24 protein-coding genes and 3 pseudogenes are annotated in these 25,158 nt (G+C 57.2%); 12 read left to right on the forward strand and 15 right to left on the reverse strand.

Features of this window, described 5'->3' with window-relative positions; translation table 11 throughout:
• Positions 1–151 precede the first annotated feature (151 nt).
• A complete protein-coding gene (locus BUB54_RS20345) occupies positions 152–538 on the forward strand; it encodes a hypothetical protein (RefSeq protein WP_139284918.1) in 387 nt (128 codons plus the stop codon).
• Positions 539–603: 65 nt separating this feature from the next.
• On the opposite strand, the gene BUB54_RS14000 is transcribed toward BUB54_RS20345, so the two are convergent.
• Genes BUB54_RS14000 through BUB54_RS21555 form a run of 3 tightly spaced genes read right to left on the reverse strand, consistent with a single transcriptional unit; the run spans position 604 to position 2,009 of the window.
• A complete protein-coding gene (locus BUB54_RS14000; RefSeq protein WP_073211821.1) occupies positions 604–1,218 on the reverse strand; it encodes a glycine zipper family protein in 615 nt (204 codons plus the stop codon).
• 30 nt (positions 1,219–1,248) lie between these two features.
• On the reverse strand, positions 1,249–1,716 hold the full coding sequence (locus BUB54_RS21550; RefSeq protein ID WP_244890789.1) for a hypothetical protein: 468 nt from the start codon (positions 1,714–1,716) through the stop codon (positions 1,249–1,251).
• A 2-nt stretch (positions 1,717–1,718) separates the two neighbouring features.
• On the reverse strand, positions 1,719–2,009 hold the full coding sequence (locus tag BUB54_RS21555; protein WP_241869397.1) for a hypothetical protein: 291 nt from the start codon (positions 2,007–2,009) through the stop codon (positions 1,719–1,721).
• 221 nt (positions 2,010–2,230) lie between these two features.
• Here BUB54_RS21555 and BUB54_RS20855 point away from each other — a divergent pair, with 221 nt between their 5' ends.
• Complete coding sequence (locus BUB54_RS20855; protein WP_175556518.1) at positions 2,231–2,386, forward strand: hypothetical protein; 156 nt, start codon at positions 2,231–2,233, stop codon at positions 2,384–2,386.
• Here the strand turns inward: BUB54_RS20855 and BUB54_RS20860 are convergent.
• A complete protein-coding gene (locus BUB54_RS20860; protein WP_048879346.1) occupies positions 2,383–2,562 on the reverse strand; it encodes a hypothetical protein in 180 nt (59 codons plus the stop codon). The two genes, BUB54_RS20855 and BUB54_RS20860, sit on opposite strands and share 4 nt — an antisense overlap.
• Before the next feature lie 81 nt (positions 2,563–2,643).
• Positions 2,644–3,168, reverse strand: a complete 525-nt coding sequence (locus BUB54_RS14015; protein ID WP_073211827.1) for a hypothetical protein — start codon at positions 3,166–3,168, stop codon at positions 2,644–2,646.
• A gap of 232 nt (positions 3,169–3,400) precedes the next feature.
• Here BUB54_RS14015 and BUB54_RS14020 point away from each other — a divergent pair, with 232 nt between their 5' ends.
• The gene (locus tag BUB54_RS14020; RefSeq protein ID WP_052948392.1) at positions 3,401–4,978 is read left to right on the forward strand and encodes an outer membrane beta-barrel protein; all 1,578 of its coding nucleotides are present in this window, start codon (positions 3,401–3,403) and stop codon (positions 4,976–4,978) included.
• Between the two features lie 210 nt (positions 4,979–5,188).
• Positions 5,189–5,884, forward strand: coding sequence for a VIT1/CCC1 transporter family protein (locus BUB54_RS14025; protein ID WP_048879344.1), 696 nt, complete (start codon positions 5,189–5,191; stop codon positions 5,882–5,884).
• Between the two features lie 46 nt (positions 5,885–5,930).
• Here the strand turns inward: BUB54_RS14025 and BUB54_RS14030 are convergent, their stop codons facing one another.
• From BUB54_RS14030 to BUB54_RS14060, 7 genes are all read right to left on the reverse strand, one after another.
• Positions 5,931–7,952, reverse strand: a complete 2,022-nt coding sequence (locus BUB54_RS14030; RefSeq protein ID WP_048879343.1) for a bifunctional DedA family/phosphatase PAP2 family protein — start codon at positions 7,950–7,952, stop codon at positions 5,931–5,933.
• Between the two features lie 17 nt (positions 7,953–7,969).
• A complete protein-coding gene (uppS, locus tag BUB54_RS14035; protein ID WP_241869396.1) occupies positions 7,970–8,680 on the reverse strand; it encodes a polyprenyl diphosphate synthase in 711 nt (236 codons plus the stop codon).
• 196 nt (positions 8,681–8,876) lie between these two features.
• A complete protein-coding gene (locus tag BUB54_RS14040) occupies positions 8,877–10,172 on the reverse strand; it encodes a TolC family protein (RefSeq protein WP_048879341.1) in 1,296 nt (431 codons plus the stop codon).
• Positions 10,169–13,198, reverse strand: coding sequence for an efflux RND transporter permease subunit (locus BUB54_RS14045; RefSeq protein ID WP_048879340.1), 3,030 nt, complete (start codon positions 13,196–13,198; stop codon positions 10,169–10,171). The genes BUB54_RS14040 and BUB54_RS14045 overlap by 4 nt, the downstream gene beginning before the upstream one ends.
• A gap of 3 nt (positions 13,199–13,201) precedes the next feature.
• Positions 13,202–14,128: an efflux RND transporter periplasmic adaptor subunit gene (locus tag BUB54_RS14050; protein ID WP_217652505.1), complete on the reverse strand. Its 927-nt coding sequence runs from the start codon at positions 14,126–14,128 to the stop codon at positions 13,202–13,204.
• Positions 14,129–14,239: 111 nt separating this feature from the next.
• Complete coding sequence (locus tag BUB54_RS14055; RefSeq protein ID WP_048879338.1) at positions 14,240–15,655, reverse strand: heavy metal sensor histidine kinase; 1,416 nt, start codon at positions 15,653–15,655, stop codon at positions 14,240–14,242.
• A complete protein-coding gene (locus BUB54_RS14060) occupies positions 15,652–16,323 on the reverse strand; it encodes a response regulator (protein WP_048879337.1) in 672 nt (223 codons plus the stop codon). Before BUB54_RS14060 ends, BUB54_RS14055 begins: the two co-directional genes overlap by 4 nt.
• A 229-nt stretch (positions 16,324–16,552) precedes the next feature.
• Between BUB54_RS14060 and BUB54_RS14065 the strand changes: the two genes are divergently transcribed.
• The 4 genes from BUB54_RS14065 to BUB54_RS14080 are packed head-to-tail and all read left to right on the forward strand — an operon-like array spanning position 16,553 to position 19,254.
• Positions 16,553–17,155, forward strand: coding sequence for a TetR/AcrR family transcriptional regulator (locus tag BUB54_RS14065; protein ID WP_048879336.1), 603 nt, complete (start codon positions 16,553–16,555; stop codon positions 17,153–17,155).
• A gap of 5 nt (positions 17,156–17,160) precedes the next feature.
• Entirely contained in the window at positions 17,161–17,865 is a 705-nt protein-coding gene (locus BUB54_RS14070; RefSeq protein WP_048879335.1) for a glutathione S-transferase N-terminal domain-containing protein, read from the forward strand.
• The gene (locus BUB54_RS14075; RefSeq protein ID WP_306309135.1) at positions 17,862–18,563 is read left to right on the forward strand and encodes a glutathione S-transferase family protein; all 702 of its coding nucleotides are present in this window, start codon (positions 17,862–17,864) and stop codon (positions 18,561–18,563) included. The genes BUB54_RS14070 and BUB54_RS14075 overlap by 4 nt, the downstream gene beginning before the upstream one ends.
• Positions 18,526–19,254: a haloacid dehalogenase type II gene (locus BUB54_RS14080; protein ID WP_241869395.1), complete on the forward strand. Its 729-nt coding sequence runs from the start codon at positions 18,526–18,528 to the stop codon at positions 19,252–19,254. Before BUB54_RS14075 ends, BUB54_RS14080 begins: the two co-directional genes overlap by 38 nt.
• 162 nt (positions 19,255–19,416) lie before the next feature.
• Here BUB54_RS14080 and BUB54_RS14085 read toward each other — a convergent pair whose 3' ends face one another.
• Positions 19,417–20,898 carry a TIGR00366 family protein gene (locus BUB54_RS14085; RefSeq protein WP_241869394.1) on the reverse strand — a complete coding sequence of 494 codons (1,482 nt, stop codon included), beginning with the start codon at positions 20,896–20,898 and terminating at the stop codon, positions 19,417–19,419.
• Between the two features lie 232 nt (positions 20,899–21,130).
• Between BUB54_RS14085 and BUB54_RS21560 the strand changes: the two are divergent.
• The 4 genes and pseudogenes from BUB54_RS21560 to BUB54_RS14100 all read left to right on the forward strand — a co-directional run.
• Positions 21,131–21,384, forward strand: a pseudogene (locus BUB54_RS21560) (IS3 family transposase); the annotation flags it as partial.
• A gap of 460 nt (positions 21,385–21,844) precedes the next feature.
• Positions 21,845–22,006, forward strand: a pseudogene (locus BUB54_RS22105) (IS3 family transposase); the annotation flags it as partial.
• A gap of 516 nt (positions 22,007–22,522) precedes the next feature.
• Positions 22,523–22,831, forward strand: coding sequence for a 2Fe-2S iron-sulfur cluster-binding protein (locus BUB54_RS14095; RefSeq protein WP_241869400.1), 309 nt, complete (start codon positions 22,523–22,525; stop codon positions 22,829–22,831).
• A 3-nt stretch (positions 22,832–22,834) separates the two neighbouring features.
• Positions 22,835–24,064, forward strand: coding sequence for an NAD(P)/FAD-dependent oxidoreductase (locus BUB54_RS14100; RefSeq protein WP_048879332.1), 1,230 nt, complete (start codon positions 22,835–22,837; stop codon positions 24,062–24,064).
• Here the strand turns inward: BUB54_RS14100 and BUB54_RS14105 are convergent.
• Together BUB54_RS14105 and BUB54_RS21185 are read right to left on the reverse strand one after the other, a co-directional pair.
• Positions 24,053–25,000 (reverse strand): sigma 54-interacting transcriptional regulator, encoded by a 948-nt coding sequence (locus BUB54_RS14105; protein ID WP_073211832.1) that lies wholly within the window; start codon positions 24,998–25,000, stop codon positions 24,053–24,055. The genes BUB54_RS14100 and BUB54_RS14105 overlap by 12 nt on opposite strands.
• Positions 24,895–25,158: pseudogene (locus BUB54_RS21185) on the reverse strand (IS630 family transposase); the annotation flags it as partial. The gene BUB54_RS14105 and the pseudogene BUB54_RS21185, both read right to left, overlap by 106 nt.

Here is a 25,158-nt window from a genome sequence, read left to right on the forward strand (position 1 = left end):
CATTTTTATAACCTGAAAATGATATATATTACGATATTTAGTTGCCGCTTTTTAATGCGCTAAAACTCAAACATATGACGAAGATCATTACCTTGCTAATCTACAAAAATATATAATTTACGTGATAAATCCAATACCAGGACAAATAGTTATGAACAACCAAATCACTACATCTGTATTAGCGCCCGAACATGCCCACCGCATGCTGATCGGTATAGGCGCAAGCATAATTGCTCTGTCTGTATCTATCTTCTTCGCTCCACCCGCTTTTGCTCAAACTCAAACGCAAACAACAAATCAAGAGCGAACACAAATGCAAGGCGGCCAGCAAAACCAACTACAAAACCAGGAGCGCCTGAAGAATCAATCTCAATCCGGCCCGCAAGACGGATATGGTTCACAAAACCAGATGAAAAATCAATACCAGCAACAAAATCAAATTCAAACCGAACAAAAAACTCAGAACCGACTCAACACTCCTGGGATGAACCAACATTACGGATCAATGGGTAGCGGTGGAGGTGGTGGTCGGCATTAAGCTGCATCAGAAAAAGGCGCCCGATCTGTTAGATCGGGCGCCTTTCTATTTGGCCAATCTATATTTTAACGCCCGTGCCTAGGATGATACCAACCATTCCAGCCCCACCCGTAAATAATTGATACGTTGGGGTATAGATATCCATACCCGGGGTAGAAAGCATAGAGAGGCGGATAAGCAACATAAGGATAGTATCCCACCGCTGGCGGCGGATAAGAGGCCACCCCTGCAGAGGGTAGTGGAGGCACATTATTCCCCTTTGCAGACATGCACTGCGCATATACAATATCGTACTGATGCTGCAATTCCGTCGCAGTCATGGATGCATTCGCCGATGCGCCTGCCGCACTTCCCACTAAAAGCCCTGCCCCTGCACCGATCGCCGCGCCAGTTCCGGCATTTCCCGCTGCTGCGCCTATGGCGGCACCTGTTGCTGCGCCAACTACCGTACCGGTAACAGCAGCGCCCACGGCGGCCTGATTGGCCGCCGGTTGCCTATTTGAGTACCCGACGCTACGTGCCGCCACGTTCCTGCACGCATAATCTTCCTCTTGAAAGGTGGAGTAGCTCTTGCCTTGGCCCGGCAATACCGCAATCGACGGTGCGGTAGGCGGCGTGACAGCACAGCCAGAAAGCACCGGCACCGCCAAAACACTTGCTATCCATGCTGACTTGAACATCTCGGCATCCTTTACTCTGGCCTATATTTTTCAGCCGTGTCCACTCAGAATAGCCAACCGCACATCTTCAGCCTTCGCGGCGATATCGGCTGTTTGTTCAGGCGTGAGAGATGGCAGGCCAAGAATCGTGTTAATTGCCGTTACCGTATCTGAAGTGATGGGAATCGTCTTGTCTGAGGCAGAACCGAGATAAATTGCAATCATATCATCCTGGCTGGCAGGGGCAACCCCGCTCAAAGGCGACGCGTCTGTTAGCACATAGCTCTTGAGCAAGCTCAGGTTTTCAAGTGGCGAGTCGATTCTGACGATGGAGGCGTAATAAGTTTTAACGATATAAGAAAATTCCGTAGCAGACAGGGAGTAAAGCTGCGCCACCGTCATAGTCAGGGTTTCCTGCCCTTCAGCAGTCAACACCATCACCGTTGTACCCATGGTGGTCCAGTTGCTTATAGCCTCAGAGAAAGCATGGTCGAGCACATGTTCCGGTGAACGGGCCACGCTTAGGCGGCCAAGCTCCACCTCGGGAATCCCCTCTTTTGCCCAAGCGGGCCTGCCTCCTGTTGTGCCCGCGGCAGGCTTTTGATTCGTTTCACTGCCACCATAACGTGGCCCTTGCCTATCTGAGCTTGTACCGTCTTCGCCTGTTTCTGTGCCACTAGACCCGCCCTGGCCATAGTGGCCTTGCGTCCCGCTAGAGCCGCCACGCCCCATTGATTGCCCAGATGTGCCGGGCGCATGGCCAGACCCATTAGCCCCCATATTCCCGCCCCCTCCCCCTTGCGTTTGGGCATGAGCCATACCCATCAAGAAGCTGCCGGTGCCAGATAGACATGGCGTGGCAATTCCAACGCTCAGAGCTACAGCCCCCATAAGGGCCACACGCAGGCTCGTACGGAGTTGCTTATTCGTATTCATGACTTTTAAGTACCTTTCTTGATCTTGTCGTTATTTCGAGTAAGCTTTAATTTCCGCGCAAAACTTTCGACCCCGTACTCCAATCTCCAAGCCCCTCATGGATGAAATGTTCGCCACCACTATCGCCGCCCACGGGGCCAGTCGTTGTGCCATCCTGCAGCGGCAGGGTGTCGGCATTTCCAAGAGTGTCTCCACCGCCACCACCGCCGTGATTTCCACCGGTTCCCCCGCCGTGTGTTTCGCCGCCACCTAAAGTTCGGCCAGTCTGCTGGCGATGACGCACAGCGCGCTGAGACGGCGTTCTACCAGCCCCATTGCCACCACCGCCACTGCCGCCCTTCTCTCCTCCGCCACCGCCAGCATGCCCACCACCTCCTCCGCTATGGCCGCCGCCAGCCTCTTCAGCCCATAAAGTGCCTGGCAGACCAAGTAGAAGGATATTTGCCCCTAACAAACCAAACAAACTACGTCTGGGAAAAGAAGCAACATTAATCAGCCTTCTGGCTTGCTTCACGGATTTGATCCTTTGCTTTGGCTTGACGGGGCGTTGTCTTGCTTTCGAAGGCTCTCCGCCAATTTCTGAATTGATTCCGCCGTTACTTTCGCAGTACTAACGCAAAGCAGCGCATTCACATCGCGAAACCGTGCGGCTGTAACGGGCACCGTGCTCGCCAGCGCCAAGTAACTCGCCGCCAAGGTAACATCAGGCCGGCGTTTCTCTAACTCCTCCTGATAATCCGCCAGCAGATACAAGCCTGTTTTAACACTTTCTGCTGCAAATCCAGGGGCAAGTTCCGATTGTGCTGCGCGTAGCCGCTCGAGGTTCTTGCCGCTCAGGCGCTGCTCTTGCGTCATACCTGTTAACTTATAGCCGCTACACCACGGGCTGCGCGGTGTAATTTTTCCAACTCCCTCGGCAATTGGCTTATTATGCGGTGTACCGCTTTCAGCGGCTCTTGCAGTGTACAAGATTGGACCAATAGCCAAACCCCAGACAATCGCAAATCCGAGGGCATATTTTTTGCCTTTTCGCACGGGGAAACCCCATCCTTCGCGTTTAACTTTACTATCTGACTTTGTCGTACCTTTCTGCTGAAAATTGTTTGATAAAGGTCAAGCTCTTCATTAAAAAACCGAAAACACAAGAGCCCAAAGTCGAGTACATGAATTTGATGCGGATCATGGCCAATCACAAAAATTCAGAATAATTTTAGGCTGTTATCTTTTGGCTTGGCTGTATTCCTGTGACGAAAAAAGGAAAGAGTATATGTCTCGCTTGTTTTGCCGTTTACCTTACTTGGCTACGGCGGTGCTTGTTGGAATGCTGCCTGCTCACTATGCATCCGCCCAACCTTCGGTAAGCGCTCAACTTGCACGCGACGCCCAAGACGGGCCACGCGCCCTGCTTGACGGGCTGGATCAACTCCTGGCAACCACCCCTCAACTCGCCTCGACCCCGTCATCCGCAGCCGCGCTGGCTCGTGCCGCGGCAATGCCTGTGCCGGATTTTGTTGGCGCCAATCTCCCTATCTATCAAGAAATCTCCGACAAGATCGTTGCAGCGGCACCGCCTGAGCAACGCGCGGCTGTGCGCCAGGCGATCAGTATTGAAATCGCCGCTTTCATAGCGACAGATATTCGCATCATGCCAGCGCCACCGCCTTCTACATTTGGGAATGTACCAGAACAGGCGCCGCAGGCCGGTGAGCGCGGCTATCAAGTTGGCTCGTTCACCGTTTATCCACAAATCCAGGCAGGTATGTTTTACGACAGCAACATATACGCCACCCGCACCGCTACAGTATCAGACGGCGTCGGCTCCATTTCGCCAAGCATCGCCATCCGCTCTAACTGGGATCATAACGCCCTCTACGCTGAAGCTGGAACGGATCTTACCGGCTATCTGCACCATGGAAACGAGAACACGGCTGACTGGCATACAAAGGTCCAGGGCAGGATAGACGTTAATCCAACCACGCGGATTATTCTCGGCGGCATAGCCTTGAAAGAACATGAAGACCGCTCTTCGCCTGATGCGGTCGAAGGACTAACGCCAACGCGTTATTGGGAGTTAAATGGTTATGCAGGAGTTATACATCGCATAGGTGTATATAATCTCCGTTTAGGTGGGGCGATTGAGCGCATTACATACGCAAACGTCATGGGCCAAAACGGTGAAATCAACAACCAAGACCGCAATCATAACCGCTATACGGCTGGAATTTCTGTAAGCAACAATGCAAACATCGCGTTTCGTCCTTTTTTTGAAGGACTGGCAGATATCCGCCGTTATGACCATACGCCGGATGACTTCGTTATCGAACCCGCCACTACGGGCTATTATAGAAACTCGAACGGATATCGTGTCAGTGTCGGCTCCCGCTTTCGTATAACACCTGCTTTTGTTGGTGAAGCATCTGTCGGCGTGATGGGGCGTTATTACGCTGACCCGCGCTTCAAGCCCGTTACCACCCCCGCCGCGGACGCCAACCTGCGTTGGAATGCTACTGAGGGAACAACGGCGGTTCTATTCCTTGACCGTTCAATCGAGGAAACCACATTGCCGGGCAGCCCTGCCTATATTTACACCATTGTCGGCGGCCGTGTGGAACAGACTCTTCTCCCAAAGCTTACTGGCATTGCTCGCCTTGCCTTTGCGCGCAGCAATTTTTGTCAATCAACCCGGTGGGATAATGAAGCGGATATGTCCATTGGTGTTCGCTATTACTTTACGGATTATACTTACGTTGGGACCGATTATCGTTACACACAGCGCGTCTCAGGCGATCCGACTGTGAATTTCAATCGTCATGAAGTCTTTGTTGTGTTGGGGTCGGCATTCTGACTATCTTATTTTTCACAATCGTCATCAGCTCAAGCCGTTATGCCTAGCAGCACCACGATTCACAAACAACCGTTACTTATTCTACGTCTGTCGTAAGTAAAGCGCTCCAACACCTTTCGGACACGCGATAGCCGTAGACGCATTGATTGGTGCAATATGATTGGGACTGGGTTAAGTATGATAACACGACGAATGGAAGCAGGTGCATAAATGCTGCAGGTTCATAAGGAAAATCATCTGGTCGAGCGGACCGGCTGGCTGCGTGCCGCTGTGCTTGGGGCCAATGATGGCATTATTTCCACCGCCAGTCTGATTCTCGGCGTCATCTCGGCCAGTGGTTTGCGTCACGACGCGCTCGTGGCGGGCGTGGCTGGGCTTGTGGCCGGCGCCATGGCTATGGCGGCGGGTGAGTATGTCTCGGTCAGTTCCCAGGCAGACACGGAAAGCGCCGCGTTGGCCAAAGAACAGCACGAACTGCTCACAGATCAAAGCGCCGAAATAACCGAGCTGGCGAGAATCTATGAAAGGCGTGGCTTAACATCGGAATTGGCACGAGAAGTGGCACTGCAACTTATGGCGCATGATGCGCTGGGCGCCCATGCGCGTGACGAACTCGGGATCTCCGAAACCATCAGCGCCAACCCTGTTCAAGCCGCCTTCGCCTCTGCCCTTACCTTTTCCGTTGGCGCTGCAGCGCCTCTGCTGCTGGCCGCATTCCTCCCCATGGTCTGGCTAATGCCCGGTATCGGCGTCGGGGCCTTGGTATTTCTGGCCGCGCTCGGCGCGATCGGCGCCACGGCAGGCGGAGCACCAATCTTCAAACCAGCGCTGCGGGTTACTTTTTGGGGGGCGCTGGCCATGGCCGCCACAACTGGAATTGGCATGCTGTTCGGCACAGTTGCTTAACCCAATGGCGCCGGATTGAATAGTTTCGTAGCCTCCTCTGGGCGTTTCAAGACTGACCGAGCAAAACCACCCCGTTCCAATCAGCCTCCTTGAGCGTACGTTTTTTCAGTTCTATTCCCGGCAGGGAAGTCTCCAGAGCGTGCAAAGCCCGATTCACATCATTCCGCTCATCTACTAGGCTAGCAAAAGGCTTCAGATGCTCTATTTTCTCGGTAACCACAGTGCCGATCCAGAGAGGTTGGGTAGCCCCGGCACTTGTGAGCACCGTGCCAGACGGCCAGACTCGTAAAATCACCCGCTGACCGGAAGGCACATTTCCACTGGTTTTAATCATCACCAGAGCCTCTGAGCGGCCATTATCGAGATGCGGCAGTACGGGCAGCGCGTTTGGCTTGGCATCCGGCAACAACCACGCCACGGACGAGGATAAATCCCACGGCGCAGGCGTCTGCCAGCCTTGTGCGCGCAAGGCAGCTTTCAACGGCGCCAGGGCACCGGCCCATTGTAGAATAAACGGTTCCTCGTAGTCGCCCATCAGGTCAACGCGCCGTACAGGCAGACTTGCCCAGCCGCTATTGTGCCAGTCGGCCATGGTCATGTGCCGCAAAGGCAATGTAAGTGCATACCTCCGCATGTCTTTGGCGTGGGCGGTGGCAATATGCAGCCCACCTGCCAACAACAACGCACTTAACCCCGCCGCGGCCAAGCCAGACGCGCCTACTTCTCTGCGCGCATGCTGCATATATACAAGGCCCAGTAACGCCACCCAGGCGACGCCAAAGGCTAGCCCCGCCATTATGTCTGAAAGCCAATGTGCGCCAAGATATAGCCGCGAAAAAGCAATTCCTCCCACAAACACAGAAGCCGCCGCCGTCACGAGCACACGGGCGCGAGCTCCGACTTCCCGGCAGATCAACACCACCAGAAATCCATACAAGGCGGTACTTGCTGTGGCGTGACCGCTTGGGAAGGAATAAGCATCCCATCCGGCGTAAATATTTGCGGGCCGGCCGTATTGCAGGGTAATTTTTAACAGAAAAGCGAACAAGCTGGCGCCGGCCACGGCCGCAATTCCATAAAATACCGCGCGCCAAGCCCTCTGCCAAGCAAGCCAAGCCAACGTCACCACAAGCACAGGGATAACGACCGTTGCATCCCCTAGCTCTGTGATGGCCACCATAACCTGATCGACCGCGGGCGTGCGCAGCGATTGCAAAAAATGAAAGATCGCCGCATCCGCCCGTACTAGCGGGTCACCCGCGACTACATCCTGGAGCACACCAAAGAACAGCCATAATCCGCCAATCAGTAAGGCACCGAGCACAAGAAGCCCCAATGCTTCCGGCCGGGCAGGGTCGAGTAACGACCGGACTAGCCGCCGTACCCAGCCATCTCCCGCCTCGGCCCATTGCCGCAGCGGCCCGCGCAGACGCGTCAGCAGTCCGATTGCATACCGGATGACCCGCGGTGTAAGCCACACCACCAGCGCCAGCGCCGCTGCCAAAATAAGCACCAACACCACCAGCCGCCCGGCAATGGCATGCAAAACCGTTAAGGACGCGCCTAGCGCCATGCCAAGCAGGATGTGTGCCAGCGCAAACAGCGCGGCGGCACAAACATCGACCGCGTAGAACCGGACAGCGGACATGCCGGACATGCCCGCCACCATGGGAATTGCAGCGCGCACCCCAGGCAAAAAACGGGAAATCAGCACCGCCTTGCTACCATGGCGTGCAAAAAACGCCCTACCCGCCGCCAGAAGGCTGGGTCGTGTCCGCAATGGCCACATCCCCATGGCACGTTGCTTATAGCGCCGCCCGAACAGGTAAGAGAGACCATCACCTGTAAGAGCACCGGCCGCGGTCAGACCGATCAGGGGCCACATTGCTAGAGTTCCGCCGGGCACCAGCGCGCCCAGCCCGACGATAATCGCTGTCCCCGGCACCAGCGCGCCAAACACCGGAACCGTCTCGGCGCCAGCCAGCAGAAACGCCACACCATAAGCCAACAGCCGGTGCGCGGCGGCAAAACCAATGATGGCGGTTACAAAGGCGTGCAGAAGATCCATGGGCGCGACGCTTCCTTTCAGGCGCCAAACCGCCGTTCCCGGCGCTGGTAAGCACGGATGGCGCGCAAATAATCGATCCGCCGCATCACCGGCCAGTTCACGTCACAAAAATACAACTCGCTATGCACGCTCTGCCAAAGCATGAAGCCGGACAGCCGTACCTCACCGCTGGTACGGATGATCAGATCCGGGTCCGGCATATCGGCCAGATAAAGATGCCGCCTGATCGTTTCGGGCGAGACCTGCGCGGCGGCCTGCATTATGGAAAGCCCCTGAGCGGCAAAGTCTTTCAGCAATGCACGCACTGCATCGGCAATTTCCTCACGCCCGCCATACCCAATCGCCAGCGTTACGGTGATCTGGTCGTTGCCGCGCGTTGCTGCTTCAGCGGCGTCAAGCGCCTCCAGCAAAGCCGGGGGCAGCAGGTCGCGACGGCCTATGGCGGTAATATGTACGCCTTTGTGGCGGATATGCGGGTCCGCCGCCAAGTCGCGCATCTTGGCTTCAACTGCACCGAAAATCCCTCCCACCTCGGCCTCCGGACGGCGCAGATTATCAGGTGAAAATACCCATAACGTGACTCTGCGTACCCCAAGATCGGCGCTCCAGGCTAGAATATCATCCAGCTTTGCCGCGCCCAGGCGGTAAATGGCATCAGGATTTTGCATCCCGGACTCACGCGCATGACGACGATTACCGTCGAGAATAATGCCAACATGGCCGGGCATGGGCAAAGTCCGTATCTGTTTTTCAAGCTGGTGCTCATAAAGACCGTAAGCCATCCTCCAAACTGGTGCTATGGCCCACCGCAAGCTTTGCTGTACCCATGTCAAACCGGCAGACAAATCAAAGCCCCTTCTCACCAATGGCTTTGCGTAGCATCTCAAAGGCTGGATGGTCCTGCAATGTCCAGACAATTAGCTTTCATTCGGCTGGCTGGTGCGCGACCTCTTCTTCAGCAGGCAAGCCGATTCCTAACAGCATGGCCAGGGAAATTTCAGCTGTTTGCAGTTGCGTGCGCAACTGGATCACCTCACGTTCCCGCTCTCCGGCGGCAATTATGAGATTTGTCTCCGCCCTGGCATCCAGCCTGCCCGCCGCAAAAGCATGACTTGCATTGGCGGCGATGGCGGCCTCTCTTGCGGCGGCGTGCCCGGCTTGCGCGGTTTGGCGTTGCAGCAGCACGATGCTTTGCCCCAGCTCTTCTGCACCGTTCCGAGCCTCATCCAAGCTGGCTGTATATTGCGCGCGTAAGGCGGCGCGTGTGGCTTCGTCGGCTTTAATGGCAGGACGGTTGCGGTTGAACAAAGGTAAGGACAGGGTGATTTGCGGCCCGACACTGACAACGCCCGATGTATCTCGCCCACCCTGCGCGCCAAGACTGATGGGGAGGAACTGGCGGCGGATTGCCGCGCGGAGTTTCTCGTCCGCCTCGGTATAGCCATAACGCAAGGCCAACAGGTCCGGCCGGCGCCGCGCCAAGGTGGCGATGGCCATCTGCCGCCGCGCGGCCGGAATCGCTGGCACATCCGGAGATGCCAGAGCAACCGGCGTACCAGACGGCAGCGCCAAAAGCGCGTCGAGTTGCGCCTCACCCTGCACCTGGGCCTGTTCCTCAGCATCCAAAGTGGTACGAAGCGTCGCCAGAGTGGTCTGCGTGGCTGAAACATCCTGCTGGGTAAGATTGCCCGCCGCTGTCTGCGCCCGCACCTCCTGGTCCAGTGCCGTGAGCGCCTGCACATCCCTGTTCAAACTGGTTAGTTGGGCGGCCTCACCGGTGAGCGCCACGCCAAGCAGCTCTGCTCGGGTCGCCACCTGCCATTCCTGCCAGAGAATGCCAGCATTCACCTGCAACAAATGCGCCTTGGCAGCACTCACATCGACTGAACGGGTGATGATGGGCGAGACGTCCTCCACCAAGCTGCCTGCCACCGCGGACATGGAGGCCGGGCCACTCAACAATGCTTCGACCCCAATGGAGAGGGATGGGTCAGGTAGGGTTCCGGCAGCCAGTAACTCTGCTTGGGCGATACCAGCTTGAGCCCGCGCGGCCACCAATTCAGGGTCCCGTTTCACCGCCAGCGCAGCAAGCTTTGTCAGCGTCAAAGGAAGGGCGGTTGTCAGCGGCTTGGTAGCCGGGGCTGCATCCGGCAACGGAGCGGGATGATAGGTGGCGCAGCCGGAAAGTACGGCCAAGGCCGGCAGAAGCACGCGCTTCATTGCTGCGCCCCTCCCTCCCGGCCAGCCAGATAAAGAGCAGGCAGCAAATTGGTACAGAGCAGCGCACTCCAGAGAATCCCACCACCAATGACGACCGCCAACCCCTGCTCCGGGGCAGCCCCGGCACCGAAGCCCAGAGCTGTGGGCAGCATCCCCAACATCGCCACCGCGGTCGTAAGGAAGATAGGGCGGAAGCGCACATTCAAAGCTTCATCAACCGCTTCTTCCGGGCTCATGCCCGCAGCCTCGTTACGGCGGGCGCGGTCCAACAGCACCACGCCATGATTCAGGCTGATCCCCGCCAAGGACAGAAAGCCAATTAGCCCGAAGCCATTTAACCCCAGCCCGCTCACCGCCAGCGCCAACCCGCCTCCGGTCATTGCTAGGGGAATTTGCGCCATAAGCAAAAGCGGCACGCGGCGGCCGGAAAACCGCAAGAACAACACCCAGGCAAGGGATGCAATGGCGGCAATGGCGGCAATGCCCAGTCCCAATGCCGCGTTCTCCAGCAACGGGTAGAGCCCGCCGAACACGATCCGCTCACCTGGCGGCAGCTTCAGCCCAGCTAAAGCCCGTCGCGCCTCAGTAATGGCGAGGTTGGGCGCGGTGGTGGGGGTGGCAAGAATTTCGAGCGCGCGGGCACCATCAATATGCATGAACTGGTTTGGGCTAGTCGTAAGCGAGACATTGGCCAACGCGCTCAAGGGGGTGGCGCCATTTAGCCCGACCGGCAGTGATTTTAGCGCGCTCAATGAAAGAAGATGCGGGTTCGGCAAACGCAGATAAAGCGGCAGTGGCGCAGCGCCGTCCGGCACTTCCGTCACAATCTGCCCTGCCAGCAATGTTGAGACCTGCGCGCTTAGTTCAGCCGGCGTCATATCCGCCGCCGCTAGCGCCGCCGAGCGTGGCGTAATGCGGATTTGGGTCTCGGGGTATCCTTGGTCGTTGAACAGGCTGCTCAGGCCCGGCACACGGCGCAGCCGTTTCGTGATCTCTTTGGCGGTGGCAGACATCTGCCTGAGGTGGTCGCCAAAAAGATCGAGTGCGAAGGGCTGTGGCAGGCCATCCAGGCTCTCACCCAGTCGCTCTATGGTTGGCGTGTCGATACTTGTTTGCAGAGAGGGAAATTGCGTTTCAGCCTGTACGCGATTGGCGATTTTGTCCAAGCTCGCCCCACCCGCCCCCGGCTTGAGACGTATGGTGACCTCTCCTGCGTAAGCGGGCTCCGTATAAGTTGAATTCGCAGAGGAGCCGATCCGCGCCAGAACATCCGCCACCGCGGGGTCTTTTGCTAACCGGGCGGAGAGGTGGCGCATCAGCGCATCTGTATCCGCCAGCGCGGTACCGGGCGCCAAAGTGAACGATTCCAGCAGTACACCCTCGTTCGGCAAGGGCATTATATTGACGGAAACTAGGCTCATCGCCCCCAGGCTGAACACTAACAGCGCCACACAGGCGAACACAGCGCGTTTCGGATAAGCCAAAGCCAAACGGAAAAAGCGGCGGTTCCAGCCCATCAGCCGCAGGAGCAGCATATTGGCGGCGCGTGGCGGACGCACGGCATGGCGTGGCAGCAGCCCCAGCCCCAGTGGGATCAATGTGAGTGACACCAGCAGCGATGCACCGAGGGAGAAGATCATACCGAGCGCGAAGGGCACACAAAACAGCCCCGCCAGCCCGCCAGTGAAAAGCAGCGGCACGAAAACCAGCACGGTGGTGAGCGTACCGATAATATCCGGGGCCACGATCTCTCGAACACCCCGCCAGATGCCAGACCAGGTATCATCCCCCAATTCCCAGCGATGAAAGATGCTCTCCAGCACGATAATGGCATCATCCGCCACCAGCCCGAGCGCGACGATAATGGCGCCGAAAGTCAGCAGATTTAGGCTTTGCCCGCTGGCATACAGCCCTGCGATGCCCAGCAGCAGAGAGGCCGGGATTGAGAGCGCCAACAGCCACGCGCCGCTGCTCAACCCTAGTACCGCAAGCAGCCCAGCAATGGCCAATACTCCGCCAATAACAAGGTTCCGGCGCAGGTCATTACTCACCGCCCCAACCAGATGGCCTTGGCTGTAAATCTTCACCACGGACACGCCGGGCGGCAGCTTCACGGATTGAATCGCCTTCTTCAACGCTCTAGTGACAGGCAAGGTGGAAGCCCCTTGCTGCTTGAAGATGACGAGCGCAATGGCAGGTTTACCGTCGAGTAATTCTCTTTGATGCACAGGCGCCGTGGCGCGTAGAATCCGGCCTAGCGCGCCGAGCGGTACCGGTCCGCGGGGGCTTTGGACTGGAATTTGCGCTAAGGCGGCGGCGCTGGGTCGCTTGCCAAAGGTTATAAGGGCATCGGCATGGCCAAGGCTGAGGTGCCCGCCCGGCACCAGCATTGCCTGCCCTGCCAAGGCTTTTTGCAACCCCTGCACCGGCACGCCCGCCTGCCGCATGGCGGCGAGGTTGGGCTGTACCCAGAGCACCTCTCTCCCCAGCCCCGCCGTGGTGACAAGCTGCACGCCAGGCACGGCACGCAGGGCGGGGATAAGCCGCATAGCAACGGCGCGTGACACCTCAGCCTGCGATGTGCCGGGGTCAAAGCGCACTGCGTAATCCGCCACTTCATTGATGGCATTGCCCATGATTTGCGTAAAAAGCCGCGCACCGGGCGGTAAAACTGTATGCGCGCGATCTACCGCGCCATTGACCGCCTGCAAATCAGCCTGTGCGTTGGTTGTGCTTGCAAAGCGCAGATCTGTTTCCACCAGACCATTGCTGATTGTGCTGCGTATATTGGATACCCCCGGCAGGCCAAGCAGCACACCCTCCAGCGGCGTGGCAACCATAGCCTCCATATCCGTGGCGGTGGTGCCGGGCAGGTGCACCATAACGCTCACCTCGGGATAGTTGAAGGCGGGCAGCACCTCCTCTGGGATATTGAAAAGGGCAAACAACCCGTAACCGAACAAGGCGGCATAGATCATCAGCCACAAAGCCGGACGGCCTAGCAGGCGGAGTAACGCGGCGGGCATAGCTTAATCCGGCGGCTGGTATTGGGCGGCAATGCCGCGATGGTACAGCAGGGCGGCATCCTGGACGATCACCTGATCCCCGGCCTCGAGGCCAGAGAGAATAGGCGTTTCAGTGCCTTCCGTTGCGCCAGGCACCACCTGCACGCCATGGTCGCCATTTGCGTCACGCAGCATCACCCACCAGCGCCCGTCATCCAGCACCAGCGCCGCGCTGGGAACCAGCAAAACACGCCGGGGCGCCAGAGAAAGCCTAACAATGCCTGCCTCACCGGGCTGCAGCCCTGTGCCGGCGAAAGCGAGCACCTCCCCCCCATCGGCCTGATGGTCGGCCATACCGCGCAGGGTAACCGGCATGGCAGGGTGGCCATTGGCGGGGATAAACCGCGCGGCCAAACCAGGGGGAAGCGCTGCTGCCTGCGAGCCGTAAAGCACGGCTCTCACCCATGCGCCGGCGGCCGGTTGAACCACTGCCACCGCCTGCCCCGCCTGCAAGGAAGCCCCTGTCCCAACGGCAAGGCTTTGCACGTGCCCCGCTACAGGGCTTTGCAGACGGAATGCTGCCCGTAGTGCCGCAAGATTGGCCTGCGCCGCCGTTGCCGCTGCCTCGGCCTGCGTCACCGCCGCGCGGGTGGAGAGATGATCCGCAAACTTCCCACGTTCCGCGACAAGAGCAGCATTAGCGGCTTGGCTAGCCCCTTGCGCCGTGGCAAGTGCCGCCACGATCTGCGGGCCGCCGAGCCGTCCTATTGTCTCGCCCGCCCGCACGCTCTCGCCCGGCAGGACAGAGAGGCTTGTCAGTACGCCTGGCTGCAAGGCCCTGATGGTAATGTCGGTGGCAGGCTGCACGGAGGCAAAACCGGAAAGAATGGGTGCCTGTTGTGTGGCCTTTACTGTCACCCAACCGGCTGGGGCCTGCGCGGTGAGAGCCAAAGCGGTCAGAATGAGCCAAAGCGGCGCGCATCTTGATCGTCGAGTCATCCTTTCTTCATAAGCGCCACCGCTCGACAAAACGGCGCTATTTTGATGATAATTTTATCATTTTCAGGCTTCCATGGGCGGGAAGCGCAATGTTACCCGCGTGCCTTGGCCGGGCTTACTTTCAATCACGACCCGCCCGCCATGCAGATCCATAATCGACCGCACGATGGACAGCCCTAGCCCAGAGCCTTGCGCGGCCTTGTGACCCCGCGCCGGGTCTGTTTGGTAAAAACGGTCGAACAGCCGGGGCAGATGCTCGGGCGGAATACCAGACCCCTGGTCAGTAATGGCGATCTCCACACCGCTGGCGGGAGAGCCTGAAATGACAATTGAAATTTCAGAGGCTGGTGGCGCATGGCGTACCGCGTTGGCCAGAACATTGCCCACCGCCTGACGGAAAAGCAGCGTATCCGCATATAGCGTGGCCGTTCCTTCAATGCGGATATGTAAGCCCTTGGGCCTGGACTGCGCCTCATACTGCGCGGTGACCCAGGCGCAGAGCTCATCCGCCTCGCAGCGTTCATGGCGCAACGCGTGACTAGGGTTTTCCACCCGCGCCAGAAATAACAAATTCTCAATCAGTTCGGTCAGGCGTTGGCCATCCTCCAGCGCTGAGGCGATCGCGGCGCGGTATTCCGCCTCGCTGCGTGGGCGAGTAAGACAGACTTCCAGGCTGCCATTGAAGTTGGAGAGCGGGGTGCGCAACTCATGCGCGATATCCGCCGAAAAGCGAGAGAGACGCTTGAAGCTCGCGTCGAGATTATCCAGCATCTGATTGAATATCTCTACCAGACCGCTCAACTCCCGTGGCCAGGGCGGATCTAGCGGAATACGGCGGGAAAGCTGTGCCGGTGTGATGCTTTGCGCCACTTTGGCAATGCGCTCCAGCGGCGCCAGCGCATGCGCGGCGGCCAAGCGCCCGGCCACCAGCAATAGTGGCACCATCAGCAGAAAAAACGCGGCCAGGGCACGGTGGAAATCCGTCAGCAACGCATTGTCCCTGGTGATGTCGAGCCCGATCTGTAGGACTACGCCTTTTGGCCCTTGGGCAACATGCAAGGGCAGGCTGGTCAACAGCCAGGAGCCTTTGTCGTTTTGAGAAGGGATAAGCGTCAGATTCTGCACATTACGCGCGGCAGGAAACAAATCCGCAGGCAAGGCAACGCCCATACCCGGTGTCTCGCCCACCTGTTTGCCCGCCACCAACACCCTAGCCTCATAAGCGCGTAGCCGGGCGCCAGCGGTTTCCTGGAGAATTTCCTTAATCAGAGCATCCGGCGTGCCGTCGCCATCCCTAAGATCATCCTGCAGCTCGGCTGCCTTGGCCTGAAGAAAATCACGGTGTGCGGCGGTGAAATTCGCTTCCAGCTTCCAGTTGGCCAGCAGCGCGAACACCCCCACCGCCAGCAACGCCCCAAGCGTGTAGAGTAAGGCTAGACGCCCGCTGATTGAAGCCGGACGAAGGGATAGGCGTTTCATATATCCAGCACATAACCGGTGCCGCGTATGGTATGCAGCAGCGCGGATGCGAAAGGTGTGTCCAGCTTGGTGCGCAGACGCCGCACCAGCGCGTCTACGGCGTTGGATTGCTGATCGTGAAACAAACCCCAGATCGCCTCAGCGATGAGAGTCCGCGAAAGCACCCGGCCCTGGTTGCGGGCAAGGAGTAGCAGCAGGGCATACTCCTTGGAGGTGAGTTGCAAAACGTGGCCGGCGCGGGTGACACGATGGCGCAGCGTATCGATTTCCAAATCCCCCACAGACACCAGGGCGCCTCCCGTCACCGCCCTGGGCAACCGCGCCAGATTGCGCAGCCGGGCCAATAGCTCCGCGAAGGCGAAAGGTTTGATCAGATAGTCATTAGCGCCGAGATCGAGGCCGCGCACCCGGTCCTCCACATGGTCACGTGCGGTCAGGAACAGCACCGGCGTAGCGCGCCCAGCCGCGCGCAGGCGTTTCAGTACCTCCCAGCCATCCAGCCCCGGCATCATCACATCCAGGATCATTGCGTCGAACGTCCCCGCCATGGCCAGGGCCAGCGCGTCCGGGCCATTGTTAACGGCTTCCACAACATGACCATTCTCACGCAACCCCTTGGTGAGGTAGTCAACTGTTTTTTGTTCGTCTTCGGCGAGTAGAAGTTGCATTGTCCGACTTTTTCTAAGCGCTCGTCTGGTCGTACATCCCCAAACAAGCAAAGAAAATGGCGTAACCACCACGGACAGGGTTTTCCCGAAAAACAGCCGCCCAGTTCGCCTGAAGCCTCCGGGGGCATGGAAGCATAGGACCGCACAGCATTTGGCTTCACCAAGTTTTATATGGCGGCACCTTACTGGGGCTCTTGTTATATATCGATCGTTCTATTATAACTTAGGCATGTCCCGTCCCCGTGTACTTAATGATGATGAGCTTCTCGACCGCGCCCGCGACATTTTTTGGCGTCAGGGCTACGCAGCCACCTCGCTGCGAGACTTGACGGAGGCCACCAGCCTTTCTGCCGCCGCGCTTTACAACCGCTTTCACGATAAAGCCGGGTTGTTTCGTGAAGTCTTGCGCCGCTACGCCGATACAGGGTTAAGCGGCACATTTCTGCCCCGCTTGGCCGCTTTGCCGAACCCTGCTGACGCGGTTGTCGGACTATTTGCCGAGTTGCTTGCTCTCTCATGTTCGACGGACACACCTTCCGGCTGCCTGCTTATCAACACCGCGCTGGATGGTGCGGCTGATACGGCCACCCTTGACCTGGTACGCGAACGGCTGGGCGAGGTTGAGGCATTTCTGCGCGCCCAGCTTGAGCGCGCCAAAAAGGCCGGACTGCTGCCACCAGGAACTGAACCCGCCCTGGCGGCGGAAGGGCTATTTGGCGCCGTACTCGCATTGCGCGTACTCGCCCGCCTAGACCCCGACCCGGTGCGGCTGCGCCGGCTGGTTAAGGCCGCCCTAACCCCGCTTGGACTTTCCCTTGAACAAGGAGCCTGAAGCCTGTGATTGATCTCTATTACTGGACCACACCGAACGGCCATAAGATCACGATCTTCCTTGAGGAAACCGGTTTGCCTTACAAGATCGTGCCGGTGAACATCAGTAAGGGCGAACAATTCACGCCCGAATTTCTCGCCATTTCGCCAAACAACCGCATGCCCGCCATGGTCGATCATGCGCCGGAAGATGGCGCGGGACCGCTCAGCATCTTCGAATCCGGCGCCATTCTAGAATATCTGGCCGATAAATCCGGGCGGTTTCTCCCCCGCGCGCCGCGCCAGCGTTTCGACGTGCTGCAATGGCTCTATTGGCAAATGGGCGGACTTGGCCCAATGGCCGGCCAGAACCATCATTTCGTGCAATACGCGCCGGTGCAAATTCAATATGCGATCGACCGCTATGTGAATGAAACTAATCGCCTATACAGTGTCCTTAACAAACGTCTCGCGGGCCGGGACTATATCGCCGGGGATTATTCGATCGCCGACATGGCATGCCATCCTTGGATCAAGCTGCATAAAAACCAGAAGCAAAACCTTGAAGACTTCCCGCATCTGGCGCGCTGGTACGCGCTGGTGAGCGAGCGGCCAGCGGTGAAGCGCGCCTATGAGCTGGCGGATAAAATCAACACTGCGCCGGTGGTAAGCGAGGAAGCGCGCGCTGTTCTGTTTGGCCAGACCGCAACAAACCTGGCGGAGAGCAAATGATGACCAACCCGATCAGACTTTACGACCTCGCCGCCAAGGATGATGGCATCCGCTTCAGCCCGAATTGTTGGCGGGTACGTTTGGCACTGGCGCATAAAGGATTGCCGGTTGAGACCATCCCTTGGCGCTTTACGGAAAAGGAGGCGATTTCCTTCTCCGGCCAGGGCAAGGTGCCGGTGATCGTCGATGCCGGGCGCTGTGTGGTGGATAGCTGGGACATCGCTGAATATCTGGAGGTGACGTACCCTGACCGCCCCTCGCTGTTCAACGGCGCGGCTGGTCATGCGCTGACCAGGTTCGTTAATGAATGGACCGAGAATGCGCTGCACCCCGCCATCGCCCGGTTGATCCTGCCGGAGATCCACGCCATGCTTCACCCCAAGGATCAGGATTATTTCAAAACCACGCGCGAGGCTTTCTTTGGCTGCAGCCTGGATGATCTAGCGGCGGGACGCGAGGCGCATCTTGCCACGCTGCGCCAGGCTCTACGTCCTCTTGCGGCCACACTCGCCCAGCAGGCTTACATATCCGGCGCGGCGGCTGCCTATGCGGACCATGTCGTCTTTGGAGCGCTGCAATGGCTGCGTGTGTGCAGCCCTCACGACGTCACCAGCGATCAACCAGCCCTGGCCGATTGGTTCACCCGCATGTTGAATGCCTATGATGGGCTGGCCGGGGCAATGCCTGCTGCAGCGTGAGGGAGAGGAAGCCATGCCCATTAAAGCCTGCATATTCGACGCTTATGGAACCTTGTTCGACCTCGCTTCCGCCACCGCGCGCTGCCCAGACATACCGGAACCTCAGCGCGCCGCCTTGAACGCGCTTTGGCGCGACAAGCAACTGCAATACACTTGGCTGCGCGCGCTGCAGGGACGCTATGCGGACTTTCACCAAGTCACTGCCGAAGCGCTGGACTTCGCGCTGGAGAGCCTCAACCTCGCCAGCCCCCAACGCCATGCAGCGCTAATGGCGCTGTTCGAAACGCTTCACGCCTTCCCGGAGGTGCCGCAAATGCTCCGCATCCTGCGTCAGGCCGGCCTGAAAACTGCAATCCTCTCCAACGGCACCCCGGCAATGCTCGCCTCTTCCATCTCCAGTGCCGGGCTGGAAGGGCTGTTTGATGAGGTGCTTTCAGTTGATCCGCTGCGTACCTACAAGACTGACCGGCGCGTCTATCAATACGCACTGGACAGGCTGGGGCTGGCAGCGGATGAAATCAGCTTCCAATCTTCCAACGGTTGGGATGCCCATGCCGCGGCGGATTTCGGTATGCGTGTGGTCTGGTGCAACCGCTACGGCCAACGCCGCGAGCGCCTGCCCGGCCAGCCCGCACATGAAGTCACTACATTGGCAGCACTACCCGCCTGGCTGGGGCTCAACACATCGTGATGAGCCCCAGCTGGCTTATTTTGCCGACACGAACGCAACTTGACTGTCTGCTGTCAGGATAACTTTCGCCCTATCCGCGCATCCAGCTTTCAAGTCTCTCTTTCACCTACACCTCTTAGCCCCAATGACGACTGTGTGATTGAGGCTAAGTTCAATATTCGTTTACGGAATGAAGAGTAGGCTCGCGGCGTAGATCACGAACGATACCAGGAACGTGACCGCAGTATAGCCCATTACACGTTGCAGCCGAATGCCAGCCATGGCCACAACAGGCACCGCCCAAAAGGGTTGCAGCATATTTGAAACATTTTCTGCCATTGCAACCCCCATGGCGGTGTGTGCCACAGAAGCATGCAATGTCACGGCGGCAGGCACTACGAACGGCCCCTGCACAGCCCAATGACCACCTGCGCTAGGGACCAAGAGTGTAATGATCATAGAGCTTACATAGCTCCACAGCGGCAAAGAATGGCTAGACGCAATATTCACAAAGCCTTTGGCGATTAGAGCTGCTAGCCCCGTACCCGCCATGATCCCCATAATACCGCCATACATCGGATATTGCAGGACCATAGAGCCAGTTTGTCTTACGCCATTGCGAACGGCATAGGCATAGTTGATCGGGCGTCCCTGCAAAGCCAGACCTACTAGCAAGAAAATCAGGATCGTCATGTTAATGTCGAGTACGAAGCTGTGACTGGCAACTTTTGTCCAGATCAAACCAAGCCCAAGCGCCAGCAGAACGATTGTGCCTAAGGGAGAGCGCTCCATACGCGCAGCTGGCGAGCCCGGATTCAGGGCTGTACGGCTGTGGCTGTCCATGTCCCCTGCTTCATCTTCAATCTGAACAGATTGAAGATCGTCTCCCTTCGGGTGCATCCAAACAAAAATTACCGCCATGACCACAACCACCAAAACGGTGGGTACCAATACAAAGGGAGCAAAAATAGTTTGACTCAATGGGATGAGTTGGCCCGTAATTTTCTCAACAAAGTTCATCTCATTTCCATGAGTGGCTTGAGAGAGGGCGATCGAGCTAGACAAGCCGTTGTTACAGATCGACCAAGCGGAATAAGAACCCGCCACCAACCAGCCAAAATCCACTTGTGCTCGGCGTGCAATTTCGCGTGAGAGAAAAGCTGCAACCACCAACCCGAGCCCCCAGTTTAGCCAAGCTGCTATCGCGACGACTGGGAACAGCAATATGACCGCTTGAGCCGGGGTTTTTACATTTTTGGCCATTGCACCTAGAATGGCACGCACGGCAGGAGCGTCCGCCACCGCAAAACCAGTAAGTAAAATCAGCACCATCTGGAACGCAAAGGCGATAATTTTAAACGCGCCTGTGTACCAACTGTTCAGCAGTTTTGATACCGAAATACCAGGCACCAGAATTACGGCCAACGCCGCAACCAATACCGTGAGTCCAATGGACAGGATGAACGGGTCAGGCAACAGCTGTTCAAAGACATAGACAATTTTATCGACAATGCGTTTATGCTCGGCGCCGCCTGACAGAGCTGGTAAATCCCTGGAACTACTCATAACTTCTTCCTGCATTTGTTTCCGAGCGTAGGATGCTGAAGGCCAAACCATCACACACAGCCAAGCCTTAACCCCTGTCTCATTTTCTTCCGCCTTCACGAGGCAGAAATTGTTTGTCCGATTATCGCGCAATATAGCCGATAATAGAATTAGACTTTCGAGTGATAGAAGATGTCAAGAAGCTGGTATGCGACCGTGCTATGCTTCTGGACTTGCTTCAGGAAAATGGAGAGCTCCTAATTGTATAGGGAGGGGTAATTCGCTCATGGTGCAACGGAATACCGAGGACTTTGAAGATGCGGCGGTTCGGCTGGTCATCACGAGCGGGCACATTCGCCGTGCAAAGAAAGACCTCCATGTCCATCGGCATTGCAAAATGCTGGCAATAAGCCAAAGTGGACATTTTGCCTGGAGATCCCTTCTCCTCAGACTGCACAACGGCAGGATAAGGTACTACTTGCCCATGTCCGGTCGGCATACGCCTTGTCGAATGGCGCTTACGGGCGCCAGCGGATGACCCGCGAACTTCGCGACCAGGGTTTGACGGTAGGACGCCAGAGGGTTGCGCGGCTTATGCGCGATAACGATGAGCACCCGCGCTGCTACGACTATCTCACGCATTCAAGCGATATTCAGCCGCACTAACTGCAGTGCCTTTGAGGTTTGAGAGCAATGTACACCATCAAAAGAAGCACGGCGGTCGATCTACTTCCGTCCGCGCCCAGAAGACGAGGCGCTGAATACCGCCTATATGCGGATCCATGACCAAGAATGGCAGAAGCGTTACGGGATAAAGGCTGGAATTTAAGGAACATTGTTGCAGGGCGTGCGCACGTTCGGATTGCGACAAAGCCGATACATCGGCTTGGCAAAGACAGGACTACAAGAAGCTTGCACGGCAGCGACCATGAACGTATCGCGCATCGTGAACTGATTGGATCAAAAGCCACGAGCGAAAACTGAGACTACTCGCTTTGCAGCTTTGGCTCAAACGAAGTGAAGTCACCGACAGTATCTTTCCTACGTTTGGCCCAAGAGAGGATGGCTTTATCTGGCGGTCGTGATGGACTTCTTGTCCCGGCACACTAACGGCTGGTCCGTCAGTGCCCGCTTGCACCGCAACCTCGCCCCGGCCACAATCCGGCAGGCTTTTACCATTCGTGGCTCTTGTCCTGGCTTGATTTGCCATACAGATCACGGCAACTGATATTGTTCAATTGAATGTCAAGCTGAACTGAAGAGGCAGGGGGCCGTCATTTCAATGTCAGGAAAGAGAAGTTGTTACGACAACACCATCGTCGAGACCTTCGTCAAAACTCTCAAGTCAGAAATCGTCTGGCGCACAACGTTTATGACTAAAGCAGGAAACCAAGGCCGCCATTAGCCGCTACATCGACGGGTTCTATAATCCAGCCTGCCAACATCCATCACAGGACTTCATCAGCCTAGCCGCTTACGAGAGGTAGACACCGTAATTAAAACAGCTCTCCACTTTTCCAAAGCAAGTCCACGCCCCCTACCTCAATCCGGTTAAGTAAATATCAGGTCGATGAAACAAAAATTATCAAAGACAAAACAAAAACGCAAAAATATCGGCAAATTTGCACCACACCAAGCGTGATCTCTAGCATTTCCAAGCATTTCTGGAAACGGCACAACTCTTGCTTTCAAAAAATTCAGAGAGAAACATCATTTGAACCAAGAATAGGAGTAATTTACCTTGGTGGATTTAATTGTGATTGATCGCGCGGGCTGCGAACACAACTTCAAAGCCACGCCGGGGAAGAGCCTTATGGAAAGCATTCGTGATCAGGGGATTTACGATATCAAGGCGCTGTGCGGTGGAAGCTGTTCCTGCGCAACATGTCATGTATATGTGGACAGCGATACTCCGCTTGCAGTTATGAGCGAGGATGAGAACGACCTACTCGACGGCACGTCGGAACGTCAGGCCAACTCGCGCCTTTCCTGCCAAATCACCCTGATCAGGGGTATGGACCCGTTACACGTGGTCATCGCTCCCGAGGACTGAAATTTGTTCACGTCAGATGTTCTAATCGTCGGGGGCGGCCAAGCAGGCGCCACCGCAGCCATCACTCTGCGCCAGATTGGTTTTGGCGGAAGCGTGACCATTCTGGAAGCCACCGCAGATCTTCCTTATGAGCGACCACCGCTCTCGAAAAGCTATATACTCGGGAAGCGCAATTTCGAAAGCAACCTGATCCGTCCCGCTCGCTTCTGGGCTGAACAGAAAATCAGTATTTTCACTAACGCAGCCGTCATCGCCATCGATCCTGCCCGCTTACAGGTGACGCTGACCGATGGTCGTGTTATTGGCTTTGGCAATCTGCTTTGGGCCGCAGGCGGCACCCCCCGCCGCCTCACGTGTCCCGGCGCGAAACTCTCCGGTATATTCACACTGCATGACAAGTTAGATGCCGATGCCATTGCGGCGCGGCTCGGCGCCCCCCGGCGTGCGGTGATCGTCGGCGGCGGATATATTGGGCTGGAGATGGCGTCGGTGCTGCGCAAGCTGGGGCATCACGTCACCGTGCTGGAAGCACAGGAGCGTGTATTGGCGCGTGTAGCCGGTGAGACGTTGTCACGTTTCGTTGAAACCGAGCACCGCGCTCATGGGGTAGAGGTCTTTCTTAACGCCCAACTGCGCGAATTGCACGGGACGAATGGTGAGGTAACAACTGCAGTACTGGCTGATGGAAGAGAATTACCAGCCGACCTCGTCGTCGCTGGCATCGGCATTACGCCATTAGTTGCGCCATTGCTGGAGGCGGGAGCAGCGGGTGGCAACGGGGTAGAGGTGGACGAGTTCTGCGCCACCAGCCTGCCTGGCATCTACGCGGCTGGTGACGGCGCACGCCACCGTAATCGTTTCGCCTTGAATGAATGGGTGCGGCTGGAATCGGTGCAGAACGCCACCGATCAGGCAATCACTGCCGCCCACGCCATTGCGGGCCAAAGCAAGCCTTATGCTGCTCTGCCCTGGTTTTGGTCCAACCAGTATGATCTGCGCCTGCAAAGCGCCGGGCTCAACATGGGTCATGACACTACGCTGCTGCGCGGGGACCTCGCTGCGCGTAGTTTCTCGATCCTTTATCTAAAAGAAGGAAAAGTTATCGCCCTGGATTGCGTGAACTGTACCAAGGACTACGCCGCAGGAAAACCGCTTGTGCTCAATCACGCGCGGCTGGATGTTGTCCGCGCCTCAGATAATAACATTCCGCTGAAAGAAGCTTTAGCCAGTTAGCCGGCGTAGCTTACGAAGCAGCGTGGCATTGTCGATTCCCAAACGCTGCGCGGCCTCACGCCTCGTGCCATATTTGGCAATGGCGTCGCGCAGCACTCGATCCTCGAACATGGCGGTCATCTCCTTCAACGTTGTGCCCTCTTCCTGCATGGGCAATGAAGCTGGGCTTGCCGCCTCCACGTTCAGCACAGATTCCAGATGCTCCGGCGTCGCCACTTCATCAGCGACGATGTCAAGATAGTCGATAATGCTCGAAAGTTCTCGTACATTTCCGGGCAAATGCGCGGTCAGTAGCGCCGTCCGGCAGCCTGGGGAGAGGCGCAGCTTCGGCTGCCGCCCAGCGTTTGCCTTGACAAGCAGAGCGTCGAGCAACGCCTCCTTATCCGGCCTGTCGCGCAGCGCTGGAACGAGCATGGGAAAAGTAGCGATACGATAGAACAAATCCTCCCTGAACCGCCCCAGCCTGATCATCTCGCGCAGATCGCGGTTGGTGGCGGTGATCACGGTGGTCTCAATACGTTTGGAAACCGGCGAGCCAACCGGCTGGATCGTACTATCTTCGAGGAATTTAAGCAGCTTGGCCTGGGAGGAGAGAGGGATTTCTCCAACCTCGTCGAGAAAAAGCGTACCACCGCGCGCACCCTCGACAAAGCCGCGCTTGCCCGCCTGCAACGCGCCGGTAAAGGCGCCGCGCTCATAACCGAACATTTCGGATTCAAACAAAGTCTCAGGAATACTTCCGCAATTCACATGCATAAAAGGTGCACCGTTACCGGCGGCTAGGTCGTGGATATGCCGGGCAATCACTGTCTTTCCAACGCCAGACTCACCTAGTGTCCTGATTCGGAATTTGTCTTCATTTTGGGCATTTTTGTGAGGGACCGCAGGCAGAAGCGTTGAATTGAGGCGAGGATATCGTCGGCGCTCTTGGTCCATCTGAACGGCTTTGGATTGGCATTGTTGGTATCGATATAGGCTGTGATGGCGCGCTCGAGTTCTGCGACGGAGCGGAACACGCCGCGTCTGATGGCTCGATCTGTCAACAAAGCGAAGAAACGTTCGACCTGATTGATCCAAGACGCTGAGGTGGGTGT

It is taken from the genome of Acidocella aminolytica 101 = DSM 11237 (assembly GCF_900129125.1).
Lineage (GTDB): Bacteria > Pseudomonadota > Alphaproteobacteria > Acetobacterales > Acetobacteraceae > Acidocella > Acidocella aminolytica.

Coding starts and splice junctions, on each gene's coding strand:
- BUB54_RS20855 (WP_175556518.1), top strand. CDS start 2,231: ATGGATGAAATGTTCGCCACCACTATCGCCGCCCACGGGGCCAGTCGT.
- BUB54_RS14060 (WP_048879337.1), bottom strand. CDS start 16,323: ATGCAACTTCTACTCGCCGAAGACGAACAAAAAACAGTTGACTACCTC.
- BUB54_RS14105 (WP_073211832.1), bottom strand. CDS start 25,000: ATGGACCAAGAGCGCCGACGATATCCTCGCCTCAATTCAACGCTTCTG.
- BUB54_RS14040 (WP_048879341.1), bottom strand. CDS start 10,172: ATGAAGCGCGTGCTTCTGCCGGCCTTGGCCGTACTTTCCGGCTGCGCC.
- BUB54_RS14075 (WP_306309135.1), top strand. CDS start 17,862: ATGATGACCAACCCGATCAGACTTTACGACCTCGCCGCCAAGGATGAT.
- BUB54_RS14055 (WP_048879338.1), bottom strand. CDS start 15,655: ATGAAACGCCTATCCCTTCGTCCGGCTTCAATCAGCGGGCGTCTAGCC.
- BUB54_RS14080 (WP_241869395.1), top strand. CDS start 18,526: ATGATGGGCTGGCCGGGGCAATGCCTGCTGCAGCGTGAGGGAGAGGAA.
- BUB54_RS14030 (WP_048879343.1), bottom strand. CDS start 7,952: ATGGATCTTCTGCACGCCTTTGTAACCGCCATCATTGGTTTTGCCGCC.
- BUB54_RS14000 (WP_073211821.1), bottom strand. CDS start 1,218: ATGTTCAAGTCAGCATGGATAGCAAGTGTTTTGGCGGTGCCGGTGCTT.
- BUB54_RS14025 (WP_048879344.1), top strand. CDS start 5,189: ATGCTGCAGGTTCATAAGGAAAATCATCTGGTCGAGCGGACCGGCTGG.
- BUB54_RS21555 (WP_241869397.1), bottom strand. CDS start 2,009: ATGCCCAAACGCAAGGGGGAGGGGGCGGGAATATGGGGGCTAATGGGT.
- BUB54_RS14045 (WP_048879340.1), bottom strand. CDS start 13,198: ATGCCCGCCGCGTTACTCCGCCTGCTAGGCCGTCCGGCTTTGTGGCTG.
- uppS (WP_241869396.1), bottom strand. CDS start 8,680: ATGCCCGGCCATGTTGGCATTATTCTCGACGGTAATCGTCGTCATGCG.
- BUB54_RS14020 (WP_052948392.1), top strand. CDS start 3,401: ATGTCTCGCTTGTTTTGCCGTTTACCTTACTTGGCTACGGCGGTGCTT.
- BUB54_RS14065 (WP_048879336.1), top strand. CDS start 16,553: ATGTCCCGTCCCCGTGTACTTAATGATGATGAGCTTCTCGACCGCGCC.
- BUB54_RS20345 (WP_139284918.1), top strand. CDS start 152: ATGAACAACCAAATCACTACATCTGTATTAGCGCCCGAACATGCCCAC.